The sequence below is a fragment of the Ideonella sp. genome (assembly GCF_041287625.1).
In the GTDB taxonomy this organism is placed as follows: Bacteria; Pseudomonadota; Gammaproteobacteria; order Burkholderiales; family Burkholderiaceae_C; genus Ideonella.
Window position 1 is genome coordinate 127,254 of the sequence record NZ_JBGGNH010000012.1, and the last position, 24,721, is coordinate 151,974.

Here is a 24,721-nt window from a genome sequence, read left to right on the forward strand (position 1 = left end):
CCCTGATGTGACGCACCGTTTGCGCGGTGCATGGCCAGGACTTCGGCCTGGCTGTCGCGAAGCTGTAGGCGGTTTACACAGTCGACATGAATCCCCGTCTTCCCATTCACATTGGCGCAGGCCCCAGCGAGTTGCGCAGCACCAACTCGGGCTGGAATTCGCGCACCAGCGGCAGTGACATCGCGTAGCACTGGTTCAGCAGCATGCGGCAGGCGTTCAGGCCCATGTCGCCGATGGCGATGCGGATGCTGGTCAGGCTGGGGCTGAGGTAGTCGGCCATTTCATCTGCGTCGTCGTAGCCGATCACCGAGACCTCCGCCGGCATGCGTTTGCCGGCGGCGTGCAGCCGGGCGATGGCGCCCATCGCCATCAGGTCGTTGCAGCAGAACAGGCCGGTGAACTGCGCGCCGCTGACCAGCAGCGCACCGCTGGCCTCCCAGCCACCTTTGGCCGTGAAATGGCCGTCGACACAAGGCACCTGCTCGCGGGCTATGCCCGCGGTGGCCAGTTCGTCGAAAAAGCCTTGCAGGCGCTGCCGGTTGTCCGGCGCCTCGGCCAGCCCGGCAATCACCGCCAGCCGGCGGTGGCCGTGGTCCAGGAAGGCCCGCGCCGCGAGCCGGCCGGCGGCGTGGTGGTCCACCGAGAAACACGCGGCCTTCATGCGCGCCACCTCGCGGTTGACCACCGCCACGTGCGGGAAACGCTCCTGGATGGCCAGCAGGTCGGCGTCGGTCAGCGCGTTGGTGGTCACCAGGATGCCGTCGCAGCCGCGGTCCATCAGGAAGCGCACGCCGTCCTGGGCCTGGCGGCGCATGCTGGCCTGGCCACAGCCATTGGCCGCCACCATGTGGCGCTCGTGGCTGCGCAATTCGCTTTCCACCGCGTGCAGCATCGGCCCGTAGAACCGGCCCTTGAAGTCCGGCACGTAGACGCCGATGGTGCCACTGACCTGGGTGACCAGCGCGCGGGCAATGGTCGACGGCCGGAAGTCCAGCGCCTGTACCGCAGAGGCCACACGCGCCGCCGCCTTGGCCGAGAACGAGCCGCGGCCGGAGAGCACCCGCGAAGCGGTGCCCACGCCGACACCGGCGAGCTGGGCCACATCCTTGATCGTCGGCATCTGTCGGTGGGTGGCGCTGTGGCTGATGCCTCACGGTGTCACGTCCGCCGGCCAGCGGCAATCCCCCATTGGATCAGTCCGTCGGGCGCTGCGGTGCTGCCGCATGCCCGCATTCAGTTGGCAGGGTCAAGCACGGCGGTCCACTATCATTAGGTGTTTCCCCTGAGTTACCTCGCTGCCGTTCGTTAACCCGCGAGTCGCGCCGCCTGGCCTGTCGTACTTTCAGAAGCCGTCCCTGGACGGACCTCCATGACCCTTGATTCACGAGTTTCGCTGCGCGATGACCCGGTGCAGCAGCTGGCCTGCGGTGATGTGTTGTTCGAGGCCGGTGGCATGGGCACGGTCTGGCAGCTGACGGCCGGCGCGCTGCGGCTGGACCGTGCCACGGCAGACGGCCAGCGTTTCATGCAGATCGTGCTCCCCGGTGACCTGATCGGCCTGGAATTGCTGGCGGCCTACCCATATGCCAATACCGCGCGGGCCATCGTGCCCAGCGAAGCCCGCCGCCGGGTGCTGGCCAGTGACGCCGAGCGCCGGCTGGTGCTGATGGAGGGCCTGCTGCAGCAGCAGCGCCGCGGCGAGGACCTGGTGGCGCTGCGCAGCAGCTCGGCGCAGGACCGGCTGAAGGCCTTGCTGCTGATGCTGGCGCCGGAGGACGATGCGCCGTGGATAGCCGAGGAGGCCCACACGCCCCTGCCGACCATCAAGGACATGGCCGCCATCATCGACACTTCGCCCGAGACCGTGTCGCGCATCTTCGCCAACCTCAAGCGCACCCAGATCCTCGACGGCCGCGAGCGCCAGAGCGCCCGCTTCAGCCGCGCCCGCCTGCGCGAAAGCGAATGGCCGGCCGGCATGACGCGCAGCGACGGCGGTGCCCGGGTGCGCGATCATCTCGGCGCCTGAGCCGGTGCTGCCGCATCGCACAGCCGTCAAACAGCAGGAGACAACACCGATGCCGTCTTTCAAGACTTCGCCATTCACCACCCGCGTCGCATTGGCGCTGGGCCTGCTCGCCGCCAGCGCCGCAGCGCTGGCCGAGCCGCCGGCCGTGACCGAGCTGTGGGTTCGCGGCACCGTGGCGCAGCAAAAGGCCACTGGCGCCTTCATGCAGCTGCGGTCGGCCCAGGGCAGCCGGCTGGTCGGCGTGGCCACGCCGCTGGCTGGCGTGGCTGAGGTGCACGAAATGAAGATGGTGGGCGACGTGATGAAGATGGGCGAAGTGCCCGGCGGTCTGGATCTGCCGGCCGGCATCACCGTGAAGCTCCAGCCCGGCGGCTTTCACGTCATGCTGATGGACCTGAAGCAGCCGCTGAAGGCCGGCGACCAGGTGCCGCTGACGCTGACCTTCAAGAACGCCGACGGCAAGAGCGAGCAGCTGACGGTGCAGGCGCCCGTGCGCGCGCTTGGCGCCTCAGCCCCGGGCCCGGCCCTCGAGCATTGAACCGGAAGGGCCTCAGCCCAGCGACTTCAGCGCCAGCTTGATGCCTTCGCTGACGCCCACGTCCGGGGGCAGCTTCTTCAACGCCGCTGCGGCGTCCTTCTCGTTGTAGCCCAGCGCCATCAGCGCCTGCACGATGTCAGCCTGCGCGTCGCTCGCCACGCTGGCGCCCACGCCCGGCAGCTCGGCGCCCAGCTTGCCCTTGAGCTCCAGCAGCAGCCGCTCGGCCGTCTTCTTGCCGATGCCCGGCACCTTCTGCAGCCGCGCGCCTTCCTGCCGCGTCACCGCGCCGGCCAGGTCCGAAACCGACAGGCCCGACAGGATGGACAGCGCCGTGCGCGGCCCGATGCCGCTGATCTTCACGACCTCGCGGAACGTGGCGCGCTCCTCTGCGGTCAGGAAGCCGTAGAGCAGGTTCGCATCCTCGCGCACCACCTGGTGCACCAGCAGCGTGACCTTCTCGCCCAGCCCCGGCAGGTTGTAGAAGGTGCTCATCGGCACGTCCACTTCATAGCCGACGCCTTGCACGTCGATGAGCACCAGCGGAGGGGACTTTTCCGCAATCAAACCCGTGAGACGACCGATCATGCGAGGGATTATCGTTTGGCTCACAATCGCGCCCCAATGATCCTCCGCCACACCTTTTCCCCGCTCGACAACACCCGGCTGGCCCATCTTTGCGGCCCGCTGGACGAGCACCTCCGCGCCATCGAAGCCATGCTGCCGCTGACCATCACGCGGCGGCAGGGCGCGTTCAAGATCGATGGCAGCAAGCGTGACGCCGAGCGGGTCATGGCGATGCTGGAGATGCTGTACGAGCGGGCGAAAAAGCCCATCACCGCCGAGACCTTCCAGCTGGCGCTGGACGACCTGCGCCGCGGCGGCGCGCCGGTGCACCTGCCGGACGCGGCCGAGGGCGACATCGTGCTGCACACGCGGCGCGCCGACCTCACCGCGCGCACGCCGAACCAGCTGCAGTACCTGCGCCACATCATGGCGCACGACATCAGCTTCGGCATCGGCCCGGCCGGCACCGGCAAGACCTTCCTGGCGGTGGCCGCGGCGGTGGACGCACTGGAGCGCAGCTCGGTGCAGCGCATCGTGCTGACGCGCCCCGCGGTGGAAGCCGGCGAGCGCCTGGGCTTCCTGCCGGGCGACCTGACCCAGAAGGTTGATCCCTACCTGCGCCCGCTGTACGACGCGCTGTACGACCTGATGGGCTTCGACCGCGTGACCAAGGCCTTCGAAAAGGCCACGCTGGAGATCGCGCCGCTGGCCTTCATGCGCGGCCGCACGCTGAACCATTCCTTCATCATCCTGGACGAGGCACAGAACACCACGCCCGAGCAGATGAAGATGTTCCTGACCCGCATCGGCTTCGGCTCCAAGGCCGTGGTGACCGGCGACGTCAGCCAGATCGACCTGCCGCGCGGCATGCCCAGCGGGCTGATCGACGCCGCCGAGGTCCTGCGCGACGTCAAAGGCATTGCAATGACCCGCTTCACCTCGGCCGACGTGGTGCGCCACCCGCTGGTGGCCCGCATCGTCGACGCCTACGACAGCCAGCGCGAGGAGCGCGACCGCCTGGAAGAGCGGCAGCGCAAGCTGGAGACGCGCTGATGGCCGCCGCCAAGCCAGCGCTGAGCCTGTCCTTGCAGTTCGCCGACCCGGCACACCGCGGCGAGCTGCCGCGCCACAAGGTTGCGCGCTGGATCCGCGCCGCGCTGGAAGCCCCGGGCGAGATCACGGTGCGCATCGTCGGAGAAGAAGAAGGCCGCCGCCTGAACCACGAGTTCCGCCAGAAGGACTACGCGACCAACGTGCTGACCTTCGACTACGAACACGAGCCGCTGGTGATGGCCGACCTGATCCTCTGCGCCCCGGTGGTCGAGAAGGAAGCCAGGGAACTCAAGCTCCCCGTGGCCGACCACTACGCCCACCTGCTGGTGCACGGCACGCTGCACGCCCAGGGTTACGACCACGAGGACGACGACGTCGAGGCCGAAGCCATGGAAGCCCGCGAAACCGAGATCCTGCTCGGCCTGGGCCTGCACGACCCGTATCCGGACAAACGCTGAGCGCCTGACCGCCTTCGTTCACTGCCGCGAACGCGTGCCCAGGTAGCGCTTGCGCCAGAAGAACAGCCCCAAGCCGATGCCGATGCCAAACATCACGGCCACGGCGATCCAGAAACCGTCCTGTTTGTGGATCAGCGGCAGCCACTCGAAATTCATGCCGAAGATGCCGGTGATCAGGTTCAGCGGCAGGAAGATCGCGGTCAGCACGGTCAGCGTGCGCATGATGTCGTTGGTGCGCTGGCCCAGGGCCGAGAAGTGCATCTGCACCGCGGCCTCGGCCGACTGCTCCAGCCTGCGCACATGGCTCAGCACGCGCTCGATGTGCTCCAGCACGTCGCGCGAGCGCACGCGCAGCAGCTCGCGTTCGCGCCGCTCGGCGACCGAGGCTTCTTCCGGCCATTCGTCCAGCGCGTCTATCCACTCCTGGATGGCGCTGCGCTGGTCCTCGCAGGTGTCTTCCAGCAGGTGCAGTGCTTCTCGCGAGCTGAGGATGAGCTGCCAGTCGGCGAAGCGGCTGTTGGCCTTCAGCAGTTCCGCCTGCAGCGTGCCGAGGTGGCGCGTGAGCAGCCGGCGCAGTTCCAGGTAGCTGTCCACCATGTAGTTCACCATGCGCAGCATCAGGTCGGCCGGGCTGGTGGGCAGGCGCGCCGAGCCGCGCAGGTCGGACTCGCGGGAGTGCTGCTGCAGTCGCTGGGCGAAGTATTCGCGCACCATGCAGTCGGCCGGGTGCACGGTGATCAGCACCCGGTCGAACACGGCAAAGCCGACCGGGCTGGTGTCGATCGCGGCCAGCGCCTGGTGCGCTGCGGCCAGCGTGCCGGCCTCGTGTGGCGGCGCGGGCGGGCGGCCCATGGCGGGCACGGGGGTATTGGGCGGCAGCACGGCGCCACCAGCCCCGGCGGAGAGCCGGCGGAAGACCAGCATGTCGTACCAGGAGGTGTCGTCGTAGTGAGAGGGCAGCTGGTTGTTCAGCAGGTCGCTGACGTGCAGGTCCACCAGGCCGGCGCCGGTCCAGTGCTGCAGGTGTCGCTGCAGTTCGCCGACGCGGGCTTCGAACTCGCGCCTGGCATTGCCGATCCAGAGGTAGCCCTGGGCCGGCAGCGTGGCCGGCAGCTGTTCGAGCTCGGTGAAGTGCTCGTTGTCGATGTGGAAGATGCGCATTCGCCGTGGCTCAGCCGGCCTTCAGCAGCCGGGCCGCGTCGAGCGCGAAATAGGTCAGCACGCCATCGGCGCCAGCGCGCTTGAAGGCCAGCAGCGCTTCCATCATCACCGCGTCGTGGTTCAGCCAGCCATTGGCGGCGGCGGCCTTGATCATCGCGTACTCGCCGCTCACCTGGTAGGCGAAGGTCGGCACGCGGAATTCGGTCTTCACGCGGTAGACGATGTCCAGGTACGGCAGGCCGGGCTTGACCATCACCATGTCGGCGCCTTCGGCGATGTCCAGCGCCACTTCGCGCAAGGCTTCGTCGCTGTTGGCCGGGTCGATCTGGTAGGTGTATTTGTTGCCCTTGCCGAGGTTGCCGGCCGTGCCCAGCGCGTCGCGGAACGGGCCGTAGAAGGCCGAGGCGTACTTGGCCGAATACGCCATGATGCGAGTGTGCACATGGCCGGCAGCTTCCAGCGCCTGGCGGATCGCGCCGATGCGGCCGTCCATCATGTCGGACGGCGAGACGATGTCGGCGCCAGCCTCGGCATGCGAGAGCGACTGCCTGACCAGCGCCTGCACCGAGATGTCGTTCAGCACATAACCCGACTCGTCGATGATGCCGTCCTGCCCGTGGGTGGTGAACGGATCCAGCGCCACGTCGGTCATCACGCCGAGTTCCGGCAAGCGACTCTTGAGTGCGCGGATGGCGCGCTGGCACAGTCCTTCCGGATTCCAGGCTTCTGCACCATCCAGGCTCTTGGCCGCAGGTGTAATCACCGGAAACAGATCCAGCGCTGGAATTCCGAGCTCGAGCGCCTGTTCGCCGACCCTCAGCAACTCATCAATCGACAAACGCTCCACGCCGGGCATGGACGAAATCGGTGCGCGGCCGGGCAGTTCGTGAATGAAAACCGGAAGAATGAAGTCCGCCGGCGTAAGCAGGTGCTCACGAACCATGGCGCGGCTGAAAGCGTCCCGGCGCAGGCGGCGGGGGCGATGGGCGGGATAGGCAGGCAGGTTCACGACAGGGCCATGTAACAGGTTGGTGGATGTGCGCAACAACTCGCGCGCGACGTGACGTTTTGCAGTGGTTCCGTATGGTAGCGACCAAGGACAGAGTGTTACAGTTCGTTCTGAGCGCAGCCCGAAAGGGAGGCGCTCCCTGCTTTTCCTCCCTGAGCAGGTGCCTTCACGTGATGACAGCGTCAAGGCTTTTCAGCCCCGGCCCACGGCCGGGGCTCTTTCTTTTCTGGCCCCGGTTTTCCCGGTAACTGCCAGGTAACTGGATCCTGTCCCGGTTCTCCAATCGGCATTTCCAGGCCATTCTCTGCGCAGCCCATAATTCTCCGCATGAGTCATGCGTATCTGTGGGTCAAGGCGTTTCACCTGATTTTCGTCGCGAGCTGGTTTGCCGGGTTGTTCTACCTGCCCAGGCTGTTCGTGAACCTGGCGATGGTGCCGGCCGACAGTCATGCCGAGCGCGAGCGCTTGCTGCTGATGGCGCGCAAGCTGTACCGTTTCTGCAGTTTCCTGATGGTGCCGGCGCTGCTGCTGGGCCTGTGGCTGTGGCTGGGTTTTGGCGTGGGCAAGGGCCCGGGCAACGGCTGGCTGCATGCCAAGCTGGCCCTGGTGGTGGTGGTGATCGGCTACCACCACATGTGCCGCGCGCTGCTGCGCGACTTCGAGCAGATGGCCAACAAGCGCAGCCACCGCTGGTTCCGCGTGTTCAACGAGGTCACGGTGCTGCTGTTCATTGCCATCGTGCTGCTGGTGGTGGTGAAGCCTTTCTGAGGTTCGCACGGCCTTGACCGATCCACTGCCAGCCCCCGCCGCGGCCACTGCCAGGCACCGCAGCTCCGCGATCCCGCTGGCCGCGGTCTACACCGGGCTGCTGGTCTACGCCAGCCTTTATCCGTTCATCGACTGGCGCTGGCCGGGCGCGTTGGGATGGCTGGAACTGTTCCGCCTGCCGTTCCCGCCCTGGCGCGACCATTTCGACATGTGGGCCAACCTGCTGGGCTACATGCCGCTGGGCGGCCTGCTGTGCCTGGCGGTGATGCGCAGCGGCGGCCGTGCGCGCTGGGCCTGGCTGCTGGCGGTGCTGGGCGGCTCGGCGCTGTCGTATGCGATGGAGGTGACGCAGCAATTCCTGCCGCGGCGCTACCCCTCCGGGCTGGACTGGGCGCTGAACAGCGCCGGGGCGCTGGCCGGCGCCTCGCTGGCGGCGCCGCTGCAGGTGCTCAGGCTGATCGACCGTTGGCAGGCCACGCGGGACCGCTGGTTCTGGCGCCGCAGCGGCAGTGCGCTGGCGCTGCTGCTGCTGTGGCCGCTGGGGCTGCTGTTCCCGGCGCCGTTTCCGCTCGGCATGGGCCTGGGCTGGGAGCGGGTGCAGGACGAACTGGTGGGCTGGCTGCTGGACGTGACCTGGGCCCAGCAGGTGCTGGAAATGGTCAGCGACATTCCGGCGCCGACCGAGCGGTTGCCGCTGGTGGTCGAAGGCCTGGGCATGGTGCTGGGGCTGCTCGGGCCTTGTCTGCTGGCCTATTCGATCACCCGCACCGGCTGGCGCCGAGCGGTGATGGCCCTGGGCGCGCTCGCGCTGGGGTTGGCGGCGACCACGCTGTCGGCCGCACTGAATTTCGGCCCCGGCCATGCGGCGGCCTGGCTGGCACCGGGCGTGGTGCCGGCGCTGTTGGTCGGCCTGCTGCTGGCGCTGGCGCTGCTGATGGTGCCGCAGCGGCTGGCGGCGGCACTGGGCATGGCGGCGCTGCTGCTGCTGGTCACGCTGGTCGCGCAGGCGCCGGCCGATCCGTACTTTTCGCTCAGCCTGCAGGCCTGGGAGCAGGGGCGCTTCATCCGCTTCCACGGGCTGGCGCAATGGATAGGCTGGCTGTGGCCCTATGCGGCCATCCTGTGGCTGGCCGGGCGGGTGGCCTCGGCAGAAAGCATGTGGCCGATGGAACAAAGCACGCCCGCCGGCACTCGCAGACAAGCCCGTGCGCGGCCTTCGAACTGAGCCGCGCTGCCCCCTACTGCCTACAATCCCGCCAATGAGTTACTACAAGCACCACGTCTTCTTCTGCCTCAATGAGCGCAGCAACGGCGAGGAAAGCTGCGCCCAGCATGGCGCACAAGCCGGCTTCGATCACTGCAAGAAGCAGGTCAAGGCACAGAAGCTGGCGGGCGTGGGCGGCGTGCGGGTCAACAAGGCCGGCTGCCTGGACCGCTGCGCTGGCGGCCCGGTGATCGTCGTGTACCCGGAAGAGACCTGGTACACCTTCGTGGACAACGAGGACATCGACGAGATCGTCGAGTCGCACCTGAAAAACGGCAAGCCGGTCGAGCGGCTGAAGCTGGCGCCCGAGGTCGGCCGGTGAGCGCCGCCCCTGGCCTGGCACCGCGCATGAGTGCCAACACCCAGCCGCTGCGCATCGGCGGCCCGGCCGGCGTGCTGGTGGGGGCGGTGGACGAGCCCGCGGCCGGCGTCGCACTGCGTGGCGTGGCGGTGATCTGCCACCCGAACCCGCAGCAGGGCGGCACGATGGACAACAAGGTCGTGCAGACCCTGGCGCGCGCCTTCATGCAGCTGGGCTACCGCGCAGTGCGCTTCAACTACCGCGGCGTGGGCGGCTCCGAAGGCGAATGGGACGAGGGCCGCGGCGAGGTCGACGACGCGCTGGCGGTGATCGCCGCGCAGCGCGACCCCGCGCTGCCGCTGGCACTGGCCGGCTTTTCGTTTGGCGGCTACATCGTCTCGCATGCCGCCCGGCGCCTGGCCGACGATGCCAAGGCCGAGCGGCTGGTGCTGGTCGGCCCCGCCACCTCGCGTTTCGACATGACCACAGTGCCGGCCGACACGCTGGTGATCCACGGCGAGACCGACGACGTCGTGCCGCTGTCGGCAACTTTCGACTGGGCCCGCCCGCAGTCGCTGCCCGTCGTGGTGGTGCCGGGCGTGGGCCATTTCTTCCACGGGCAGCTTCCGCTGCTCAAATCGCTTGTGGTGAACGCCTGGCGCTGAGCCTCGACCACCCAGGCATTGACGACCTTTTCGGTCCTTGCTGATGAAATCCCTGCATTCCCTGTTGCTCGGCGCCACCATGGCGCTGGGCGTGACGCTGAGCGCCCATGCCCAGGCGCCGCAGCCGCCTGAAATCGCCTCGCGCGGCTACCTGCTGATCGACATGACGGCCAACCAGGTGCTGGCCGAGCGCAATGCCGACGCTCAGGCCGAACCCGCCTCGCTGACCAAGCTGATGACGGCCTACGTGGTCTTTGGCGCGCTGCGCGACAAGAAGCTGTCGCTGGAACAGCGCCTGCCGGTCTCCGAGCGGGCCTGGAAGGAGCGCAAGGGCGGCGGCTCGCTGATGTTCATCGACACCACGATGACGCCGACGGTGGACGAACTGCTGGGCGGCCTGATCGTGCAGTCGGGCAATGACGCTGCGGTGGCGCTGGCCGAAGGCGTGTCCGGCAGTGTCGAGGCCTTCGTGGCAGTGATGAACCGCCAGGCCCAGGCCTGGGGCCTGACGCACACCGCATTCAAGAACGTGACCGGGCTGACCGAAGCCGGCCACTACAGCACTGCGCGCGACTTGGCGGTGATCGCCCAGCACATCATTCGCGACTTCCCCGAGCGCTACCCGTACTACTCGATGAAGCAGTACACGTACAACAACATCAAGCAGCCCAACCGCAACCTGCTGCTGGGCCGCGATGCGACCGTCGACGGCATGAAGACCGGCTACACCGACGCCGCAGGCTACTGCCTGCTGGCCTCGGCCCAGCGCGACTTCCCGAACGGCAAGCGCCGGTTGATGTCGGTGGTGATGGGCGCGGAGTCGATGCAGGGGCGGGCCAACGAAAGCCAGAAGCTGCTGAACTGGGGCTACACCAACTTCGACGCGGTGCGGCTGTTCGAACCCGGCAAGGCGATGGCCACCGTGCCGGTGTGGAAGGGCAAGAGCCCGGAAGTGAAGCTGGGCAGCGAAGGCGCGGTGTTCGTGGCCGTGCCCAAGGGTGAGGGTGACCGCCTGAAGACCAGCGTCGAACGCACCGATCCGCTGGTCGCGCCGCTGACCCAGGGCCAGCGCGTGGGCACGCTGAAGGTCACCACGGCCGGCGGCGCGCCGGTGGCCACCGTGCCGCTGGTGGTGCTGGAAGAAGTGCCGCAGGCCGGCATCTTCGGCCGCGCCTGGGATGCCATCCGGCTTTGGATCAAGTAACCTCCAGGTCCTGCACCCCTGCGGAGATCCCGATGACCGTGCTGCCCGATACCCTGTGCGAGCTGAACGGCGAGCTGCTGCCGCTGTCCCAGGCCAAAGTCTCGGTTCTGGACCGCGGCTTCCTGTTTGGCGACGGCGTCTACGAGGCCATGCCGGTCTACGGCCACCAGCTGTTCCGCTTCGACGAGCACATGGCACGGCTGGCGCGCAACCTGGACAAGCTGCGCATCGCCTCGCCGACCGACCGTGACGGGTGGCTGGCGCGGCTGCGCCGCGTCATCGCTGCGCAGCCGGCCGATGACCAGGTGGTTTACCTGCAGGTCACGCGCGGCGTGGCGCTGCGCGACCACGTGATGCCGGTGGACATTGAGCCCACGGTCTTCATCATGAGCAACCCGATGAAGCCGGTGCCGGCCGAGCTCCGCCACCAGGGCGTGGCCTGCGTCACCGCACGCGACTTCCGCTGGGAGCGTGGCGACATCAAGAGCACCTCGCTGCTGGGCAATGTGCTGGCGCGCCAGGTCTCGGCCGATGTGGGCGCCGCCGAAACCCTGCTGCTGCGCGACGGCCTGCCGGGTGGCCCGTGGCTCACCGAAGCCTCCACCTGCAATGCCTGGATCGTGCAAGAGGGCGCGCTGCTGGGCCCGCCGATGAACGAGCATGTGCTGGAAGGCATTCGCGTGCAACTGCTGCGCGAGCTGTGCGAGGAAGAAGGCATTGCCTTCAACCTGCGGCCGATCAGTGAATCTGACCTGCGCGCCGCCGACGAAGTGCTGCTCAGCTCCACCGGCAAGGAAGTGCTGGCCGTGACCAAGCTGGACGGCGAGGCTGTCGGGCATGGTGCTCTGCGCGGCAAGCCTGGGCCTGTCTACGGCCGCCTCTACGAAGCCTACCAACGGGCCAAGCGCGAACAGTGCGCCTGAGCGGCGCCAACTTGCAAGTCGCCGCGGCGGCCTTATCTATCCGGTCATGTCGACCAACACCATGTCTTCCTACATCCCGCCCGAGCAATCGCTGATCGAGTACCCCAGCGCCTTTCCGATCAAGGTCATGGGCGCGCACGTCGAAGGTTTTGTCGATGCGATCATTTCAGTGGCGCTGCAGTTCGACCCTGGTTTCGACCCTGAAACGGTCGAGAAGCGGCCCAGCAAGGGCGGCAACTACCTGGGCGTCACCATCACCGTGACGGCGACCAGCCGCGAGCAGCTCGACGAGCTGTACCGCACGCTGACCACGCACCCGATGGTCAAGATCGTCCTCTGACGCGCGTGACCCCGCTCGGAAAACGGCGCCTCGGCGCCGTTTTTCATGGCGACTTCGGAGCGGAAGCGGCCTCTGCGGCGGCCCGGGCGTCCAGTTCCTTGACCTTGTACGGCGCGGCCTCATCGCCAGCCGCCGCGGCCCCGGCGTACCAGTAGCGCGCCAGCCGCAGGTCCTGCGTCACGCCATCGCCCTTCTCGTACAGCGAGGCGAGGATGTACATCGCGCCCATCTCGCCGCCATTGGCCGCCTGGCGGTACCACTGCGCAGCCTGGCTGCTGTCGGCCGGCGTGCCGCGGCCCATCAGGTAGGCCGTTCCAGCGGCCACCGCGCCGTCCAGGCTGCCGGATTCGGCCGACAGCTTGTACCAGGCCAAGGCCTGCACCAGGTCCTGCTTGCCGAGCCTGCCGCTTTCGAACAGCTCGCCCAGCGCGTATTGCGAGGTCACGAAGCCACGCTGCGCGGCCATCAGCAGCAGCTCGCGCGCGGTTTGCACGCTGCTGTCGGGCAGCTCGCCACGCAGGTGCATCGCGGCCAGGTCGTGCATCGCGCCGGGGTGGCCTTGCCTGGCGAGCACGCCAAAAGCCTGGGCGGCGCCGGTCAGGTCGCCTTGCACGTACAGCGTCAGTGCCGCATCGAACGGGTCCGGCGCGGTGGCCTGCGCGGCACTGGCCTGAGCCGTCAGCGTGGCAACGGCGACCAGGGCAGCAGCGCCCAGCAGGCGGCGGATTCGGGCGGTGGCGTGCGGCAACATGCCACGACGATAGCGCGGCTGGCTTGACCTTCGCCGGCGCCCGGTTGGTCCGATGTCGGACAATTGCACACCATGCTGACCGCCACGCTTGCGCCATTCCCGCCGCCGCTGCTGCGTGACTGGGGCCGCGTGCCGTACCAGCAGACCTTCGATGCGATGCGCGCGTTCACCGAGGCCCGCGGCCCCGACACGCCCGACGAGTTTTGGCAGGTCGAGCACCCGCCGGTTTTCACCCAGGGCGTGGCCGGCAAGCCCGAGCATGTGCTGGGCGCCGGCGACATCCCGGTGCTGCAGAGCAACCGCGGCGGCCAGGTGACGTACCACGGGCCTGGCCAGGTGGTGGTCTACCCGCTGGTGGACCTGCGCCGCCTGGGTGTGTTCGTCAAGGAATACGTGTTCCGCCTTGAAGCCGCGGTGATCCAGACGCTGGAACGTTTTGGCGTGCTGGGTTTCCGTGTGAGCGGAGCGCCCGGCATCTACGTGAACCTGGCCGACCCGTTCAATGCGGCGTTGCCAGCCGGTCCGCGGCTGCACGAATTCGCCGGGCTTGGCAAGATCGCTGCGCTCGGCATCAAGGTCAGCCAGCACTGCACCTACCACGGCGTGTCGCTCAACGTGGCCATGGACCTGGAGCCGTTCCGGCGCATCAACCCCTGCGGCTACGCCGGGCTGCAAACGGTCGACCTCGCTACACTGGGCGTGCGCGCCGAGCCGGCCGAAGTCTCGGCCCTGCTGTGCGAGCGGCTGCGCCAGCACCTGAGCCCACCCGCTTCGGCACCCTGAGCGGCGCCACCTGCCAGCCGCCGCCAGCCCCGTCCCTGTCCCCCAGCGCCTCGCGCGCCAGCCCTTGCAAGGCCTCCATGTCCACCGACAACGTCACCCACGAAGCCAAGACCGGCGCCGATTACGATGCCAGCGCCAAGCAGAAGGCCCAGGCCAAGACGGCGCGCATCCCGATCAAGATCGTGCCGGCCGGCGAGATGCTGAAGAAGCCGGACTGGATCCGCGTCAAGGCCGGTTCGCCGACCACGCGCTTCTACGAGATCAAGCAGATCCTTCGCGAGCACAAGCTGCACACCGTCTGCGAAGAAGCCTCGTGCCCGAACATCGGCGAATGCTTCGGCAAGGGCACAGCCACCTTCATGATCATGGGCGACAAGTGCACCCGGCGCTGCCCGTTCTGCGACGTGGGCCACGGCCGGCCCGATCCGCTGGATGTGGACGAGCCGGCCAACCTGGCCAAGACGATTGCCGCGCTGAAGCTGAAGTACGTGGTCATCACCAGCGTGGACCGTGACGACCTGCGTGACGGCGGCGCCGGCCACTTCGTCGAATGCATCCGTCAGGTGCGCGAGCTGTCGCCGCAGACGCAGATCGAAGTGCTGGTGCCGGACTTCCGTGGCCGCATGGACCGCGCGCTGGACATCCTGAAGAGCGCGCCACCTGACGTGATGAACCACAACTTGGAGACCGCGCCGCGCCTGTACAAGGAAGCGCGCCCCGGTTCGGACTACCAGTTCAGCCTGACCCTGCTCAAGCGCTTCAAGGAAGCCGTGCCGAACGTGCCGACCAAGAGCGGCATCATGGTCGGCCTGGGCGAGACCGACGAAGAGATCCTGCAGGTCATGCGCGACATGCGCGCGCACAACATCGACATGCTGACCATCGGCCAGTACCTGGCACCCAGCGGCCACCACCTGCCGGTCAAGCGCTATGTGCACCCGGACACCTTCAAGATGTTCGAGCAAGAGGCCTACAAGATGGGCTTCACGCACGCCGCTGTCGGCGCGATGGTGCGCTCCAGCTACCACGCGGACCAGCAGGCCGCGCATGCCGGCGTGGGCACCGTCGAGGCGAACTGAGCGGCGGTCCGGGCGCAAGCCCGGACCTCTGGACGCTCAGAATGACTTGCTGATGCCCATCAACACGGTGCGGCGCTGGCCGTACTGAGGCGCACCGACGCCAATGCCCGAGCCGTCGCGGATCTGGTAGGTCCGGTCGAACACATTCAGCGCCGACAGCCGCAGCTCCACCGGACCGACCGCCGTGCCCAGGTCGAAGCTGCGGTGCGCGGACAGGTTCACCTGCGTGTAGCTCGGCAGGTGGCTGCTGTTGGCAAAGCCGTTGCGCAGGCCGCTGCCGAAGAGCAGGTCGGCCGAGGTGGCCAGGCCGTTGGACCACTGGTAACTGGCGCCGGCCGACGCCGTGGTCGCCTGGTCATGGTCCAGGTGCACCCAGTTCGAATTGATGTAGTCGATCTCGTCCTGCTCGAAATTGAACTGCCCCGTCTCCAGCCCCTTGCCCAGGGCCCGCGCGAAGGCCACGTTGGCATAGGCGCTGAAAGCCTCGTTGCGGTAGGTGGCCGACAGCTCCAGCCCGTAGACGCGGGCGTGGCTGTAGTTGAAGGCCGAGTAGATCAGCGCGTTGCCGAACTGGCCCTCGTCCTGCAGGTGGCGCACCTGGCGGTAGTAGCCGTCCATGCCAACGGTCAGGTGGCTGTCGATCTGGCGTTCGATGCCCAGGTCGTAGTAGTTCGAGCGCTCGGAGCGCACGGCGGTGTTGGCGTCTGTCGGCAGCGCATTGGTCGTGCCCTGGAATTTCTGAATCGAGGTCTGGTCGATCTGCTCGGTGGGCGGCGGCGTGAAGTAGCGCGAGTAGCCGGCGTGCACCCGCGTCATCGCGTCGATGTCGTAGACGACGCCGACGCGCGGGCTGAGCTGCTGCTCGTCGACGACGGTGCGCACCTGGTCGTAGCGCAGGCCGTAGTTGACCGTCAGCGCCTTGACCGGCTGCCACTGGTCCTGCAGGTAGACGCCCCAGGTGTGGCCCTTGAGCTGCGCATCGTCGGAGATGCTGAGCGGCTGGTCGCTGGTCTGGTTGCCGTTGGCATCGGCCGGGAAGACCAGCGAGTTGTTGCGCGTCGCGCCCTTTTCAGACTGGTAGAACATGCCGCTGCGCAGCGTGTGCGTGGCATTCAGGCGCCAGCTGGCGTCGGCCTGCAAGCCACTCGCGCGGTTGCTGCGCGCCACGTCGGCCGCCACGCCGTTGAAGGCCAGGTCGCCCACGTCGTCCGGCCGGTAGTGCACGTCGGTGTAGCGGCTGAACAGGGCCACCTGGTAGTCCACGTCCTGGCCCAGGCTGCTTTGCAGCGACAGCACGCCGAAGTGGTTGCGCTCCTTCTGCCGGGCATCCAGCGTCGCGGAGTCGATGTTGTCGTGGCCGGCCAGCGAATAGTCTGGTGCCTGGCCGGCCACGTTGGGGATCTGGAAGCGGTTGTTGGCGCCACCGAGGATCAGGTTGACGCGGGTCTCGGGCGTCAGCACATACGAGAAATAGCCGAAGCCGTTGCCCTGCTCGGTCTCGTCGTGCAGTGCGTGGCGCGAAGACGTGGGGTTCTCGATGCCCTGGTCGTCGTGCATCGCCGAGCCCACCATGTAGTAGCTCAGCGCGCCGACGCTGCCGCCCAGTTCCAGGCTGCCTTCGCGGTGGCCGTTGCTGCCGCCCAGCAGGCTGATCTGCCCGCCGTTCTGCTGGCTCGCACCCTTCGAGTGGATGTCGACCACGCCGGCGGTGCGGTAGCCGTACTGCGCCGGCAGCGCGCCGGTCAGCACCTGGATCTGGTCGGCAAAACGCGTCTCCAGCGCCTGGCCGAAGCCGCCAATGGCCTCGGGGATCACGATGCCGTCGATGCGGTACTGCAGGTCCGCGTGGTCGCCGCGCACGTGCAGCTGGCCGTAGGAGTCCTGCACCACGCCGGGCGCCTGCAGGATGACCTGGTTCAGCGGCGTGTCGGCGCCCATCGGCAGCTTGGCAATGTCCTGCTGGTCGAAGCGGTAGATGGAACTGCCGGTGTCGGGCGACAGGCCGTTGCGCGCAGCGTCCAGGCGCTGGCGCTGAGAGGAGATTTCGACGCGTTGCGGTGTGGGCGCGGCGGTTGCGGGGCCACTGTCGGTGGCCGCGACGGTCTGCGCGTGGACCGGCAGGGTGAGCAAGGGATAGGCGAGCGCCAACGCGAGCGCCAGGCCCGTGCGAGAAGGGGTGAACATGCAAACAGCTCCTCTGTCGCGGGCCTGGGTTGAATGGCCCGCGAGCAGTTGATTCATCGAGTGATGTGCACGGCTGCACAGCGCCGGGCGGCCCCTGGGAACAGGAGTGGACGGCCAGCGCGCGCAGGTGCAGACAACGTCCGGCACCGGGCCGGGCGTCAGCAAGCGATCAGAGGAGGTTCGGAGGGTCCCGGGCGCTGTGCGCGGGGACGTCGGCGTCGCGGGCCCGGAAGCTCAGCGAGGCGAGCCACGCATGCGTGGCGGGCGGCAGTTGCAGCGACGGGACCGAGGTCGCGACAAAGCTGGCAACTTGCGCGAAGGCCAGGCAGTCGTCGCAGGCGCTGCCCGCAACATGCGCCTTGCCGGTCTGGCCGGCAGACGGCTGCGAGGTGGCGAGGTGGCTGATCTCGTGCAGCACCGCGCCCTGCTGAGCGATCAGCAGGAACAGCGAGAGCCACAGGGAAGACCAGATCTTGCGCACGGGCGGCATTGTGCCTGCACGGCGCAGGCGGCGTGGCGTCAGGCGCTCTTTTCTGCGATCAGTTCGCCAATCAGCTGGTGCAGCGAGGCGAAGTCGGGTTCGCCGACAAACTTCTTGACGATGCGGCTCTGCTTGTCGATCAGGAAGGTGGTCGGCGTGAGCTGGACCTTGCCGAACTGCTGGGCGATGGCGCCGGTGTTGTCGATCGCCACGTTGAATGGCAGCTGGCGCGACTTGGCGAAGTTGTCCACGTACATCGGCGGGTCGTAGCTCATGGCCACGGCCAGCGTGTCGAAGGCCTGGCCCTTGAACTTCTCGTGCGTGGCGACGATGTTGGGCATCTCGTGCACGCAGGTCGTGCAGCTGGTGGCCCAGAAGTTCACCAGCATCACCTTGCCGCGCTGGCCGGACAGATTGGCCTGGCGGCCGTCCAGCAAGGTGTAATGCACGTCAGGCGCGCTTTCGCGTGCCGCGCAGCCGGCGAGCAGGCCACTGAACGGCAGCGTTGCCAGCAGGCTGGCGCTCAGAGCAAGATGGTGGCGTCTGTCCATGGGGAGAACCTTCGTATGAAGCGCAGAGAGTTTACGGCGACGGCCGGCATGTTGCTGGCCGGCATGGGTGGCGCCCGCGTCGCCGAGGCGGCTTTCCTCAGCGAGGCCGATGCTTCGCTGGGCGTGAAGACCGCGCTGCAGCGCGGCGCAGAGGCTGCGGTCGGCCTGCTGGGCCAGACCGATGGCTTCCTCGGCAACCCGAAGGTGCGCATTCCGCTGCCCGGCATCCTGAACGACGCAGCCCAGTTGCTGAAGCTCTCGGGCCAGCAGAAGAGGGTGGACGAGTTGATCACCGCGATGAATCGCGCGGCCGAGGCGGCAGTGCCGCAGGCTCGCGAGCTGCTGGTGGCGGCGGTGAAAAGCATGTCGGTGCAGGACGGGATGAAGATCGTGCGCGGTGGCGACACCTCGGTCACCGACTTCTTCGCCACCAAGACGCGCCAGCCGCTGGGCGAGAAGTTCCTGCCCATCGTCACGCAGGCGACCGAAAAGGTGTCGCTGGCCAGCAAGTACAACGCGGTTGCCGGCCAGGCGATGGGCTTTGGCCTGGTGAAGAAGGAAGACGCCAATGTGCAGGCCTACGTGACGCGCAAGGCGCTGGACGGGCTGTACCTGATGATTGGCGAAGAGGAAAAGAAGATCCGGCGGGACCCGGTTGGCACGGGAAGCGCCATCCTGCAAAAAGTCTTCGGCTAGCCCGGCTTCCAGCGTCGCGCTGGCTCAGCTGTTGCGCGTCAACTCGAAGATCAGCGCCGAAGGCAGGTAGTTCAGCACGCCGTGGCGGCCGATCTGGGCCTGGCGCTGGGCGCTGTCGGTTGACAGCTGGCAGTGGTCGCCTTCTTCGGCGATTTCGATGCAGACGAAGTCAGGCTGCTCTGCGGCCAGGAGTTCGCGCAGACGGGCGAAGCGTTGGCCCGCGAGCACGGATTCGCAAATGATGCCGTGCGGCAGCGTTTCGCGGCAAAAGCGCTCGGCCTCTTCGACCGAACTGACAAAGTCCAGCACCAGGCCCATGTGACGCACGGCTTCGCGGATGTCCGAGCGCAGGTCGCGCCGGCCGGCGAGCACCAGCAAGTGGCTGCCGGCCAGCGGCTTGGAGTCCAGCGAGGGGCCGAAGCCGGAGGACAGCGGATCCGGATCGGTCGCTGAAACGCTGACGTCCGGCGCGGCGGCTTGCAGCGTGTGAGTGAACTCCAGCAGCAGCGTGCAGCTGCCGGGGCTGTCGATCCGCTCGATGCGCAGCTCCAGCGCCCAGGCGATCTGTTCGACCAGGCGCCAGGCCAGGCCGTTGGGCGGACCGGGCCGGCGCAGCGGGAAGTGGCAGCGCAGGCAGGCGTTGGGCGGCCAGGGCAGCAGTTCCAGCCGGCATTCAATGTGGCTCTGTGCGTGCGGCAGCGCCCAGTCCAGCATGGCTTGCAGCAGCGCGTGCAGCAGGCTGGCATCGGCCAGCACCGAGGCGGGCTGCATGGCGGGACGCAGCTCGATGCCGGCGGCGTTGGCGGCGGGGCCGTGTTGCTGCAGCAACTCGCGCAGCGTCTGCGTCAGGTTCACTTCCTCGGCGCTCTGGTTCACGCTGCCGGAGGCGATGCGCGAAAGCTGCTGGCCGACCATGCCCAGGCGACGCGCGCGGCCGATTTCTTCGGTCAGCTGCTGCAGGCCATTGCGGTCGATGCGGCCGGTGCTGGTCAGCTGGTTCACCCGTTCGAGCGCGTCCGACAGCGTCTGCCCGACTTCGCTGCCCATCTCGTCGATGACTTGCAGCCAGTGCGACGGCAAGGCTGCGGCCTGGGCTTCTGGGAGGAGGTTCGTCGCGGCGAGGTGCAAGCCGCCGGGCAGCGGATTGTTCATCGTGGCCATGGTCTAGGAAGGGAGCGGGGCAGTGTGCGCCCCTGGGTGGACGCTTGCCAAGCGCTTACATTCCTACGAATGAGGGATGCGACGCCGCGGAAGCGGACTTTGTTCACGGTTGGCGCTGGCTTGGCGATGAGCGGCTTGCTGCCGCTGGGTGCTTGCGCGCCGGCGTTGGATTGGCGCGAAGGCCGCGTGGCCGATGCCGGCCTGCAGTTCGTGCTGCCCTGTCGGCCCGATCATCACGAACGCACGCTGCCGCTAGCTGGCGCGCCGGTCACCCTGCAGATGCAGGTCTGCGAGGCCGACGGCCAGACCTTTGCGATCAGCGCTGCGGACGTGGGCGAGCCGGCGCGCGTTGGCCCGGCGCTGCTGGCGTTGCACGCGGCGTTCGAGCGCAACCTGGGGTTGGCGGCAGCTGCGGCAGCTGCGGCAGCCTCGGCGCCAGGCTGGCAGCCGAGCGGCGCAACGCCGCAGCCGGCGGCCGGCCGCTGGCCGCTGTTGGGCAAGACGCCGGCTGGCGAAACCGTGCATGCCCAGCTGGCGTTGGCGGCGCATGGGACCTGGGTGGTGCAGGCGACGGTGCTGGCGCGCCGGCCGCTGTCGACTGAGGCCACGCAGGCCTTCACTGAGGGCTTGCGCTTTGCGCCTTGAGCCCGCTCGTCAGCAAAAGACCGCACCGATGCGCGGGGCAGGGCAGGCCCGGGCGCTTTGTTGATAATGGCCGCCTCTGCGCGGCAGGCGCCTGGTCCAGCCGGCCGGCTTCTGCCGGTCTCGCGTCCGGTGCCGGGCGCTGTTTCAGTTGCTTTGGATCACCTCAATGCCCGGTCTCCTGATCATTGCCCATGCGCCGTTGGCGTCGGCGTTGTATGGTGTGGCCGCGCATGTCTATCCCGACGGCCTGACCGGGCTGGCGGCGCTGGACGTGCCGCCGGATTGGCCTGTCGAGCAGGTCGAGCAGGCGGCTCGCGAGGCGCTGGCCAGTGTGCGAGACCCGCAAGCGCTGATCCTGACCGATGTTTTTGGCGCCACGCCTTGCAACGTGGCGCAGCGCTTGGCAGACGGCAACGAGGTCCGCCTGGTCACCGGTGTCAACGTGCCGATGATGTGGCGCGCCTTGAGTTACCTGCGCGAGCCGGTGGATTCGCTGGTCACCCGCGCGGTGGCGGGCGGCACCCAGGGCGTGATGCAGGTGGCCGCGCAGCGACCCCAGAACCAGCCCCAATCTTCACGACTGCATGATCAAGACCACGCTCACCATCAGCAATAAGCTGGGCCTGCACGCCCGCGCCTCGGCCAAGCTGACCAAGCTGGCCAGTGGCTTCCAGTGTGAGGTGTTCATGAGCCGCAATGGTCGGCGGGTCAATGCCAAGAGCATCATGGGCGTGATGATGCTGGCCGCGGGGCTGGGTGCAGAGGTGGAGCTCGAAACCGAAGGCGCCGACGAGCAGGCGGCATCCACCGCCATTGCGGCGCTGATCGCCGACAAGTTCGGCGAAGGTCAGTAAAGAATCAGCCGGCCGTGAGGGCCGGCCGTGGCCAGCCAGGCTTGCCGGCTTGGCTTCAGAGCGCGCCGAGGAAGTGGCGGCGGTAGCGGCTGGGCAGGTCCTGCAGGCGCATCAGCATCGGCAGGTCGGCGGTGTTGAAGTCCGGGTCCCAGGCCGGTGCACCCAGCACCTTGGCGCCGCAGCGCAGGTAGCCCTTGATCAGCGGCGGGGCCTCGATGTCCAGCGTGCGGTTCAGTTCCTGCACCGGCAAGGCCAGGCGCGGGCGCACCTGGTATTCCAGGCCGACCATGTGGGTTTGGCTCAGGCGTTGCCACAGGCTCGCGGCCGCATGGCCGCCGTCACGCATGCTGATGCTGGCGCAGCCGACCATGGTGTCCAGGCCGTTGCGGTCCATGAAGGCCGCGAGTGCGCCCCAAAGCGCCAGGATCACGCCGCCAGCGCGGTGGTCGGCATGCACGCAGGAGCGGCCGAGCTCGGCCATGCGCTCGCGCATCGGGCGCAGGCGGGTCAGGTCGAACTCGGTGTCGCTGTAATAACCACCGGCGCGGCGCGCGGCGCCTGGCGTCAGCACTCGGTAGGTGCCAACGACCTGGCCAGGCTGGTCGCCTTCGGGCAGGCTGCGCACCAGCAGGTGTTCGCAGAAATCATCGAACAGGTCCACGTCCAGCCCGACAGGCGTGCCGGCCGGTGGCTGCAGGCGGGCGCCCATCTCGCCAGCGAAGACCTGGTGGCGCAGGCGCTGCGCCTCGCGCACCTCGTCCTGATGACGGGCCCAGCTGACGGTGTAGGGTGCGTCCGCCATTGCGGCCGGCTGCGCCGTGGCCACGGCGGGCTGGGCGGCAGGCGTGGCGGTTCGGCGGGCGCGCAGCGGCAGCATGCCGATCAGCGGCAGGGTGGGGGTCGGCAGCTCTCTCATCGGGGGCATCTCCGTGGTCATGATGGTGATGCTCGCCAGAGGCGATGACCCGCGCGTGACGCATGCATGACCAGTCGATGACGCCCGTTTTCCCTCACTGCGTCAGGCACGGCTGGCTGCTACATTGGTTCGCATGAGCATCCAGGTTTTTGGTCTGCCCGTGTCTCGCGGTGTCGCCATCGGGCGCGCCGTGCTGGTGGCGTCCAGTCGGGTCGATGTGGCCCATTACTTCATCGACCCGGCTGACGCCGAGCGCGAGTACGAACGCTTGCGCGATGCACGCACGGAGGTGTCCGCCGAGTTGATGGCCCTCAAGCAGGAGGTGCCCGAGGAAGCGCATGCCGAATTGGTGGCGCTGCTGGATGTGCACTTGATGATGCTGCAGGACCCGATGCTGGTGGAGTCGGCCCAGCCGTGGATCGCCACCCGGCACTACAACGCCGAATGGGCGCTGTCGGCGCAGCTGGAGGTGCTGACGCGGCAGTTCGACGAAATGGAGGACGACTATCTGCGCGAGCGCAAGGCGGACGTGGAGCAGGTGGGCGAGCGGCTGCTGAAGGCGCTGACCCGCGGCACCGGGCTGTCGCCGGGGGCGCTGGCCAATGCGGGCGCGCGGGACTTCGCGGGTGAAGATCCGCTGGTGCTGGTGGCCAACGACATTGCGCCGGCCGACATGCTGCAGTTCAAGCGCAGCGTGTTCACCGGCTTTGTCACCGACGTGGGCGGGCGCACCTCGCACACGGCCATCGTCGCGCGCAGCATGGACATCCCGGCGGTGGTTGGCGCGCGCGAGGCCAGCCGCATCGTGCGGCAGGATGACTGGGTGATCATCGACGGCGATGCCGGCATCCTGATCGTCAACCCGCCGCCGATGGTGCTGGAGGAATACCGCTTCCGCCAACGCCAGGTCGAACTGGAGCGGGCGCGCCTGAGCCGGCTGCGCCACACGCTGGCGGTCACGCTGGACGGGCAGACGGTCGAGCTATTGGCCAACATCGAGCTGCCGCGGGATGCCGCGGCAGCGCTGGAAGCAGGCGCGGTTGGCGTGGGCCTGTTCCGCAGCGAGTTCCTGTTCATGAACCGCGCTGGGCGGCTGCCGGACGAGGATGAGCAGTTCGAGGCCTACAAGGCCGTGGTGCTGGCAATGGGCGGCATGCCGGTGACGATCCGCACGGTGGACGTGGGCGCTGACAAGCCGCTGGACCGAGCGTCCTCCCAGGAGCCGCGCCACGATCACATGTTGAATCCGGCGCTGGGGCTGCGGGCGATCCGCTGGAGCCTGTCCGAGCCGGACATGTTTTCAGAACAGTTGCGGGCCATCTTGCGGGCGAGTGCGTTCGGTCCGGTGCGCATCTTGATTCCGATGGTCGCGCACCTGTCCGAGGTGCATGCGGTCAAGCAATGGATGGACAGGGCACGCGAGGAAGTGAATGCGCGGGGCCAGGCGATTGGGGAGGTGACGCTGGGCGCGATGGTGGAAGTGCCGGCGGCAGTGCTGATCCTTCCCAGCCTGCTTCGCACCTTCGATTTTGTGTCCATCGGCACCAATGACCTGATCCAGTACACACTGGCCATCGACCGCGCCGACGAGGCGGTCGCCCACCTCTATGACCCTTGGCATCCGGCGGTGCTGCGCCTGATCGCGCAGACCATTGCCCAGGCCAATGCGATGGGCAAAGGCGTCAGCGTGTGCGGCGAGATGGCGGGCGACCCTGCCTTCACCGAGCTGCTGCTCGCCATGGGGCTGCGCAGCTTTTCGATGCATCCAGCGCAGATCAGCAGCATCAAGCAGCGTGTGCTGCGCGCCGATGCGCGCACCCTGCAGCTCGTGCTGCCAGTTGTGCTGGATGCCGACTCGCCACAGCAGGTCTGCGAGGCCGCGATGCGTACTTCTTCAAAAGCCGCCGCAGACAGGCTTGCGTCCGGTCCTAGAACGGTGCTACAGTAGAAGGCTTCGCTGCTCGCAACTAAGAACTAACTTCGGTGGGTTTGAGGTGGTGGCTAGCGGTGACGAGATTTGATCTTTCGGCTGGTTTTCGGTCCTTTGGCCCAAAACAAGTTTTGTTTGTCTTCAGGGCGCGAAACTTGAGTCGAAAAAGAAAATGAAGAATAAGTCTTGACGACGAATTCGACAGGTTCTAAGATCCCATCTCTTCGCTGCTGGCGCAAATAAAGCAAATGCAGCGAGTTGATCGAAAGATCATAGCTCTTTAACAAGTAACAGCCGATAAGCGTGGGCGTTGGAGTCGAGTGCTGGTGCCGCAAGGTGCCAAGTCTCTTGGACTTTAAACGCTCATGGAAGTGAAGTTCACTTCAATTCTTTGAGCAAATTCAAGATCGAACTCA

General features: G+C 67.6%; 28 protein-coding genes. 18 read left to right on the forward strand and 10 right to left on the reverse strand.

From position 1 onward, the window contains the following. Positions 1-106: 106 nt before the first annotated feature. Entirely contained in the window at positions 107-1,120 is a 1,014-nt protein-coding gene (locus ACAH41_RS03470) for a substrate-binding domain-containing protein (RefSeq protein WP_325648093.1), read from the reverse strand. Between the two features lie 249 nt (positions 1,121-1,369). Between ACAH41_RS03470 and ACAH41_RS03475 the strand changes: the two genes are divergently transcribed. Both ACAH41_RS03475 and ACAH41_RS03480 read left to right on the forward strand, forming a co-directional pair. Next, a complete protein-coding gene (locus ACAH41_RS03475) occupies positions 1,370-2,026 on the forward strand; it encodes a Crp/Fnr family transcriptional regulator (RefSeq protein WP_325648094.1) in 657 nt (218 codons plus the stop codon). 49 nt (positions 2,027-2,075) lie between these two features. Beyond that, positions 2,076-2,564, forward strand: a complete 489-nt coding sequence (locus ACAH41_RS03480; protein ID WP_325648095.1) for a copper chaperone PCu(A)C — start codon at positions 2,076-2,078, stop codon at positions 2,562-2,564. Positions 2,565-2,576: 12 nt separating this feature from the next. Here the strand turns inward: ACAH41_RS03480 and ruvA are convergent, their stop codons facing one another. Further along, on the reverse strand, positions 2,577-3,149 hold the full coding sequence (gene ruvA / locus ACAH41_RS03485; protein ID WP_325648096.1) for a Holliday junction branch migration protein RuvA: 573 nt from the start codon (positions 3,147-3,149) through the stop codon (positions 2,577-2,579). 36 nt (positions 3,150-3,185) lie between these two features. Here ruvA and ACAH41_RS03490 point away from each other — a divergent pair, with 36 nt between their 5' ends. Both ACAH41_RS03490 and ybeY read left to right on the forward strand, forming a co-directional pair. Further along, complete coding sequence (locus ACAH41_RS03490; protein ID WP_325648097.1) at positions 3,186-4,181, forward strand: PhoH family protein; 996 nt, start codon at positions 3,186-3,188, stop codon at positions 4,179-4,181. Then, positions 4,181-4,639, forward strand: a complete 459-nt coding sequence (gene ybeY, locus ACAH41_RS03495) for an rRNA maturation RNase YbeY (RefSeq protein WP_325648098.1) — start codon at positions 4,181-4,183, stop codon at positions 4,637-4,639. Before ACAH41_RS03490 ends, ybeY begins: the two co-directional genes overlap by 1 nt. A gap of 18 nt (positions 4,640-4,657) precedes the next feature. Here the strand turns inward: ybeY and ACAH41_RS03500 are convergent, their stop codons facing one another. Together ACAH41_RS03500 and hemB are read right to left on the reverse strand one after the other, a co-directional pair. Next, positions 4,658-5,800: a magnesium transporter CorA family protein gene (locus ACAH41_RS03500; protein WP_325648099.1), complete on the reverse strand. Its 1,143-nt coding sequence runs from the start codon at positions 5,798-5,800 to the stop codon at positions 4,658-4,660. Positions 5,801-5,810: 10 nt separating this feature from the next. Continuing rightward, entirely contained in the window at positions 5,811-6,809 is a 999-nt protein-coding gene (gene hemB, locus ACAH41_RS03505; protein ID WP_325648100.1) for a porphobilinogen synthase, read from the reverse strand. A 327-nt stretch (positions 6,810-7,136) separates the two neighbouring features. Here hemB and ACAH41_RS03510 point away from each other — a divergent pair, with 327 nt between their 5' ends. The 7 genes from ACAH41_RS03510 to ACAH41_RS03540 all read left to right on the forward strand — a co-directional run bounded on the left by ACAH41_RS03510 (position 7,137) and on the right by ACAH41_RS03540 (position 12,274). Next, entirely contained in the window at positions 7,137-7,577 is a 441-nt protein-coding gene (locus tag ACAH41_RS03510) for a CopD family protein (protein ID WP_141291068.1), read from the forward strand. 13 nt (positions 7,578-7,590) lie between these two features. Next, positions 7,591-8,802: a VanZ family protein gene (locus ACAH41_RS03515; RefSeq protein ID WP_325648101.1), complete on the forward strand. Its 1,212-nt coding sequence runs from the start codon at positions 7,591-7,593 to the stop codon at positions 8,800-8,802. Positions 8,803-8,836: 34 nt separating this feature from the next. Next, positions 8,837-9,163, forward strand: a complete 327-nt coding sequence (locus ACAH41_RS03520) for an NAD(P)H-dependent oxidoreductase subunit E (protein ID WP_325648102.1) — start codon at positions 8,837-8,839, stop codon at positions 9,161-9,163. Between the two features lie 26 nt (positions 9,164-9,189). Beyond that, positions 9,190-9,807, forward strand: coding sequence for an alpha/beta fold hydrolase (locus ACAH41_RS03525; protein WP_325648103.1), 618 nt, complete (start codon positions 9,190-9,192; stop codon positions 9,805-9,807). Between the two features lie 43 nt (positions 9,808-9,850). Continuing rightward, positions 9,851-11,011 carry a D-alanyl-D-alanine carboxypeptidase family protein gene (locus ACAH41_RS03530; RefSeq protein WP_370538172.1) on the forward strand — a complete coding sequence of 387 codons (1,161 nt, stop codon included), beginning with the start codon at positions 9,851-9,853 and terminating at the stop codon, positions 11,009-11,011. A 32-nt stretch (positions 11,012-11,043) separates the two neighbouring features. Further along, the gene (locus tag ACAH41_RS03535) at positions 11,044-11,934 is read left to right on the forward strand and encodes a D-amino acid aminotransferase (protein WP_325648104.1); all 891 of its coding nucleotides are present in this window, start codon (positions 11,044-11,046) and stop codon (positions 11,932-11,934) included. A gap of 61 nt (positions 11,935-11,995) precedes the next feature. After that, positions 11,996-12,274: a DUF493 family protein gene (locus ACAH41_RS03540; protein ID WP_325648105.1), complete on the forward strand. Its 279-nt coding sequence runs from the start codon at positions 11,996-11,998 to the stop codon at positions 12,272-12,274. A 43-nt stretch (positions 12,275-12,317) separates the two neighbouring features. Here ACAH41_RS03540 and ACAH41_RS03545 read toward each other — a convergent pair whose 3' ends face one another. After that, positions 12,318-13,025: a tetratricopeptide repeat protein gene (locus ACAH41_RS03545; RefSeq protein WP_325648106.1), complete on the reverse strand. Its 708-nt coding sequence runs from the start codon at positions 13,023-13,025 to the stop codon at positions 12,318-12,320. A 72-nt stretch (positions 13,026-13,097) separates the two neighbouring features. On the opposite strand from ACAH41_RS03545, the gene lipB reads away from it, so the two are divergent. Then, positions 13,098-13,808 (forward strand): lipoyl(octanoyl) transferase LipB, encoded by a 711-nt coding sequence (gene lipB / locus ACAH41_RS03550; protein ID WP_325648107.1) that lies wholly within the window; start codon positions 13,098-13,100, stop codon positions 13,806-13,808. 77 nt (positions 13,809-13,885) lie between these two features. Continuing rightward, a complete protein-coding gene (lipA, locus tag ACAH41_RS03555) occupies positions 13,886-14,887 on the forward strand; it encodes a lipoyl synthase (protein WP_325648108.1) in 1,002 nt (333 codons plus the stop codon). A 36-nt stretch (positions 14,888-14,923) separates the two neighbouring features. On the opposite strand, the gene ACAH41_RS03560 is transcribed toward lipA, so the two are convergent. The 3 genes from ACAH41_RS03560 to ACAH41_RS03570 form a co-directional block, all read right to left on the reverse strand. After that, positions 14,924-17,071 carry a TonB-dependent receptor domain-containing protein gene (locus ACAH41_RS03560; protein ID WP_325648109.1) on the reverse strand — a complete coding sequence of 716 codons (2,148 nt, stop codon included), beginning with the start codon at positions 17,069-17,071 and terminating at the stop codon, positions 14,924-14,926. A 169-nt stretch (positions 17,072-17,240) separates the two neighbouring features. Then, complete coding sequence (locus tag ACAH41_RS03565) at positions 17,241-17,552, reverse strand: hypothetical protein (RefSeq protein WP_325648110.1); 312 nt, start codon at positions 17,550-17,552, stop codon at positions 17,241-17,243. A 38-nt stretch (positions 17,553-17,590) separates the two neighbouring features. Then, positions 17,591-18,103, reverse strand: a complete 513-nt coding sequence (locus tag ACAH41_RS03570; RefSeq protein ID WP_325648111.1) for a TlpA disulfide reductase family protein — start codon at positions 18,101-18,103, stop codon at positions 17,591-17,593. Between the two features lie 15 nt (positions 18,104-18,118). Here ACAH41_RS03570 and ACAH41_RS03575 point away from each other — a divergent pair, with 15 nt between their 5' ends. Beyond that, on the forward strand, positions 18,119-18,799 hold the full coding sequence (locus tag ACAH41_RS03575; protein WP_370538173.1) for a DUF4197 domain-containing protein: 681 nt from the start codon (positions 18,119-18,121) through the stop codon (positions 18,797-18,799). Between the two features lie 24 nt (positions 18,800-18,823). Here ACAH41_RS03575 and ACAH41_RS03580 read toward each other — a convergent pair whose 3' ends face one another. Continuing rightward, positions 18,824-19,960, reverse strand: a complete 1,137-nt coding sequence (locus ACAH41_RS03580; RefSeq protein ID WP_370538174.1) for a hypothetical protein — start codon at positions 19,958-19,960, stop codon at positions 18,824-18,826. Between the two features lie 126 nt (positions 19,961-20,086). Here ACAH41_RS03580 and ACAH41_RS03585 point away from each other — a divergent pair, with 126 nt between their 5' ends. The 3 genes from ACAH41_RS03585 to ACAH41_RS03595 all read left to right on the forward strand — a co-directional run bounded on the left by ACAH41_RS03585 (position 20,087) and on the right by ACAH41_RS03595 (position 21,459). Then, complete coding sequence (locus ACAH41_RS03585; RefSeq protein ID WP_325648113.1) at positions 20,087-20,605, forward strand: hypothetical protein; 519 nt, start codon at positions 20,087-20,089, stop codon at positions 20,603-20,605. Between the two features lie 166 nt (positions 20,606-20,771). Further along, entirely contained in the window at positions 20,772-21,221 is a 450-nt protein-coding gene (locus ACAH41_RS03590) for a PTS fructose transporter subunit IIA (RefSeq protein ID WP_325648114.1), read from the forward strand. After that, a complete protein-coding gene (locus ACAH41_RS03595) occupies positions 21,190-21,459 on the forward strand; it encodes an HPr family phosphocarrier protein (RefSeq protein ID WP_325648115.1) in 270 nt (89 codons plus the stop codon). Before ACAH41_RS03590 ends, ACAH41_RS03595 begins: the two co-directional genes overlap by 32 nt. Positions 21,460-21,514: 55 nt before the next feature. Here ACAH41_RS03595 and ACAH41_RS03600 read toward each other — a convergent pair whose 3' ends face one another. Then, a complete protein-coding gene (locus tag ACAH41_RS03600) occupies positions 21,515-22,375 on the reverse strand; it encodes a GNAT family N-acyltransferase (RefSeq protein WP_325648116.1) in 861 nt (286 codons plus the stop codon). A gap of 133 nt (positions 22,376-22,508) precedes the next feature. On the opposite strand from ACAH41_RS03600, the gene ptsP reads away from it, so the two are divergent. Continuing rightward, on the forward strand, positions 22,509-24,323 hold the full coding sequence (gene ptsP, locus ACAH41_RS03605) for a phosphoenolpyruvate--protein phosphotransferase (RefSeq protein ID WP_325648117.1): 1,815 nt from the start codon (positions 22,509-22,511) through the stop codon (positions 24,321-24,323). Positions 24,324-24,721 lie beyond the last annotated feature (398 nt).

Bases quoted from the DNA above. Each gene is read 5' to 3' on its own strand.
- ACAH41_RS03470 (WP_325648093.1), bottom strand. From the start codon at position 1,120: ATGCCGACGATCAAGGATGTGGCCCAGCTCGCCGGTGTCGGCGTGGGC.
- ACAH41_RS03475 (WP_325648094.1), top strand. From the start codon at position 1,370: ATGACCCTTGATTCACGAGTTTCGCTGCGCGATGACCCGGTGCAGCAG.
- ACAH41_RS03480 (WP_325648095.1), top strand. From the start codon at position 2,076: ATGCCGTCTTTCAAGACTTCGCCATTCACCACCCGCGTCGCATTGGCG.
- ruvA (WP_325648096.1), bottom strand. From the start codon at position 3,149: ATGATCGGTCGTCTCACGGGTTTGATTGCGGAAAAGTCCCCTCCGCTG.
- ACAH41_RS03490 (WP_325648097.1), top strand. From the start codon at position 3,186: ATGATCCTCCGCCACACCTTTTCCCCGCTCGACAACACCCGGCTGGCC.
- ybeY (WP_325648098.1), top strand. From the start codon at position 4,181: ATGGCCGCCGCCAAGCCAGCGCTGAGCCTGTCCTTGCAGTTCGCCGAC.
- ACAH41_RS03500 (WP_325648099.1), bottom strand. From the start codon at position 5,800: ATGCGCATCTTCCACATCGACAACGAGCACTTCACCGAGCTCGAACAG.
- ACAH41_RS03510 (WP_141291068.1), top strand. From the start codon at position 7,137: ATGAGTCATGCGTATCTGTGGGTCAAGGCGTTTCACCTGATTTTCGTC.
- ACAH41_RS03520 (WP_325648102.1), top strand. From the start codon at position 8,837: ATGAGTTACTACAAGCACCACGTCTTCTTCTGCCTCAATGAGCGCAGC.
- ACAH41_RS03525 (WP_325648103.1), top strand. From the start codon at position 9,190: ATGAGTGCCAACACCCAGCCGCTGCGCATCGGCGGCCCGGCCGGCGTG.
- ACAH41_RS03530 (WP_370538172.1), top strand. From the start codon at position 9,851: ATGAAATCCCTGCATTCCCTGTTGCTCGGCGCCACCATGGCGCTGGGC.
- ACAH41_RS03535 (WP_325648104.1), top strand. From the start codon at position 11,044: ATGACCGTGCTGCCCGATACCCTGTGCGAGCTGAACGGCGAGCTGCTG.
- ACAH41_RS03540 (WP_325648105.1), top strand. From the start codon at position 11,996: ATGTCTTCCTACATCCCGCCCGAGCAATCGCTGATCGAGTACCCCAGC.
- ACAH41_RS03545 (WP_325648106.1), bottom strand. From the start codon at position 13,025: ATGTTGCCGCACGCCACCGCCCGAATCCGCCGCCTGCTGGGCGCTGCT.
- lipB (WP_325648107.1), top strand. From the start codon at position 13,098: ATGCTGACCGCCACGCTTGCGCCATTCCCGCCGCCGCTGCTGCGTGAC.
- lipA (WP_325648108.1), top strand. From the start codon at position 13,886: ATGTCCACCGACAACGTCACCCACGAAGCCAAGACCGGCGCCGATTAC.
- ACAH41_RS03560 (WP_325648109.1), bottom strand. From the start codon at position 17,071: ATGTTCACCCCTTCTCGCACGGGCCTGGCGCTCGCGTTGGCGCTCGCC.
- ACAH41_RS03570 (WP_325648111.1), bottom strand. From the start codon at position 18,103: ATGGACAGACGCCACCATCTTGCTCTGAGCGCCAGCCTGCTGGCAACG.
- ACAH41_RS03575 (WP_370538173.1), top strand. From the start codon at position 18,119: ATGAAGCGCAGAGAGTTTACGGCGACGGCCGGCATGTTGCTGGCCGGC.
- ACAH41_RS03580 (WP_370538174.1), bottom strand. From the start codon at position 19,960: ATGGCCACGATGAACAATCCGCTGCCCGGCGGCTTGCACCTCGCCGCG.
- ACAH41_RS03585 (WP_325648113.1), top strand. From the start codon at position 20,087: ATGAGCGGCTTGCTGCCGCTGGGTGCTTGCGCGCCGGCGTTGGATTGG.
- ACAH41_RS03590 (WP_325648114.1), top strand. From the start codon at position 20,772: ATGCCCGGTCTCCTGATCATTGCCCATGCGCCGTTGGCGTCGGCGTTG.
- ACAH41_RS03595 (WP_325648115.1), top strand. From the start codon at position 21,190: ATGATCAAGACCACGCTCACCATCAGCAATAAGCTGGGCCTGCACGCC.
- ACAH41_RS03600 (WP_325648116.1), bottom strand. From the start codon at position 22,375: ATGAGAGAGCTGCCGACCCCCACCCTGCCGCTGATCGGCATGCTGCCG.
- ptsP (WP_325648117.1), top strand. From the start codon at position 22,509: ATGAGCATCCAGGTTTTTGGTCTGCCCGTGTCTCGCGGTGTCGCCATC.